The sequence below is a fragment of the Methylobacterium sp. SD274 genome (assembly GCF_017355285.1).
Taxonomy (GTDB): Bacteria; Pseudomonadota; Alphaproteobacteria; order Rhizobiales; family Beijerinckiaceae; genus Methylobacterium.
Window position 1 is genome coordinate 1 of record NZ_JADIJP010000072.1, and the last position, 1,704, is coordinate 1,704.

At 42.9% G+C, this 1,704-nt stretch carries 3 protein-coding genes; 1 reads left to right on the top strand and 2 read right to left on the bottom strand.

Going from position 1 to position 1,704, the window contains the following annotated elements; all coding sequences use genetic code 11:
- Positions 1-121: 121 nt before the first annotated feature.
- A complete protein-coding gene (locus IPV08_RS24265; protein ID WP_207414411.1) occupies positions 122-778 on the bottom strand; it encodes a helix-turn-helix transcriptional regulator in 657 nt (218 codons plus the stop codon).
- Positions 735-1,058 (bottom strand): hypothetical protein, encoded by a 324-nt coding sequence (locus tag IPV08_RS24270; RefSeq protein ID WP_207414413.1) that lies wholly within the window; start codon positions 1,056-1,058, stop codon positions 735-737. The genes IPV08_RS24265 and IPV08_RS24270 overlap by 44 nt, the downstream gene beginning before the upstream one ends.
- A gap of 281 nt (positions 1,059-1,339) precedes the next feature.
- Between IPV08_RS24270 and IPV08_RS24275 the strand changes: the two genes are divergently transcribed.
- Positions 1,340-1,704, top strand: a 365-nt coding sequence (locus tag IPV08_RS24275) for an Ig-like domain-containing protein (protein WP_207414415.1), incomplete at its 3' end; no start/stop codon positions are given.

Sequence of the window (1,704 nt, forward strand, 5' to 3'; positions counted from 1 at the left end):
TTTTTTAGGATACAGGAAAGCTGCATAGATTTACGATTTAGTAATATAAAATCGGAACATATTCCTAAATAATCATACAACAGAAAATATAATTTTATATCAAAATTTAACCAACAAGCATTTATGGAAGAATTGATATTCTTAGAAGAAGTGTAACCAGTTCAGACTGGCGTCTTGTTTTGGTTTTATTATATATAGCTGCTAGTTGAGTTCTAATAGTCCATTGAGAAAGTCTCTTGAAACTCGCTATTTCAAGAGGAGTTTTTCCTTCTAAGATGAGCAAAGCTATGCTAGCTTCTGCGGGACTAAGATTAAAAATTCGTTGCAGTACTTCAACGCTAGGTCCCTGAGTTTTTTCCATATCAATAATAATAACGACAGAATTTTCGTATGGATCTGATTCATTACCAAGCGGAATTGAATATATCGCAATGGGCTTTCTATTTTTGCGCGGAATAACAGCCCATGATTCTGAGTCGATTCGGAATCTATGACCGCTACCAGAAAGCAATAGTTTGAAACCTTCGCGTAATTTGCTTTCATTGGAGACTTCATATTCAACGTATTCGCTGATTATAGTCTCCGATACATTATTTGATAAAAGAAATTGGCCTGAGCCATCAACTATAATAGCGCCACAGCCCATGCGATCTAAGACACGCAGTAAAGGATCGTTGGAAAACATAAACTTTCCAAATTCTACAAAGAAACTTATACTAAAATGAACTGTAAATTCATCGTCTAATAATTTGATTAATAATCCATGATTCTGCTGCATCCAATGAAGAAAACATTAAGCCCTGCTGATCACACGAACCAAAACCTTTATCTAAATACCATTCTGTAGAATTGGTGCAATCATAACATTCCGGCGAACGAACCAATATAGCAACTATTCTTCCAGCAAAGATTCCAAGGCAGCCATCTTCTTCTGAACCTTGGTCACCAAGGAGTGCTGGCTTAAAATCTACCAGAGGTGGCATAGCTGCTATACCTATTGTATCAGTTGTAAAGATATTTCGATGTATTTGGCCACAGTCTAGGTTTGACAGCGCCACCGTCCAGGATAGCACCCGCCGCGAAATCAACGCTATCCCTCGTTTGAGCGACCGCAGAAAAATAAAAATTACGCTCTCCCTCAAATGAGGGATGTACCCCGCAAATCGATCAGATATTTAATCCCGGCAAGATTCGATTTCTGAGTCGGCAGTCGTAATGTGTAAATTTGCACAGTACCATGAGCTGGTTGGGTATCTGATCTATCTATTCGTAAACATAATTATACCCGAGAATAATAACTCGGGCTATACTTTGATCGGCATCTTCGGGGGAAGCTAAAATGGCCACTGTCACGATCGCGCTGAACGATTCTGCTCTAAAAATCGGCGAGACAGGACAGGTGACGATCACCTTTTCGGAGGCGGTCGATGGCTTCGAGCTCACCGACTTAAGCGCTGATAACGGCACACTGAGCGATCTGAGCACCGCCAGCACGGACCAGGGCACGGGAGCTGTAACCTACACCGCGACGCTGATCCCATCCGAGAATGCGGAGGACGCTACCAACGTCGTCCGACTAGCCGACACTTACACGTTCTCTGCTGGTGGGAACGGCATTCCGGCTCAGAGCGACAACTTCACCGTTGACACCAAGGCGCCGACGGTGGCCTCGATCACGGCGGCCGATACCAGCCTCAACGTGAG

Coding starts and splice junctions, on each gene's coding strand:
- IPV08_RS24265 (WP_207414411.1), bottom strand. CDS start 778: ATGCAGCAGAATCATGGATTATTAATCAAATTATTAGACGATGAATTT.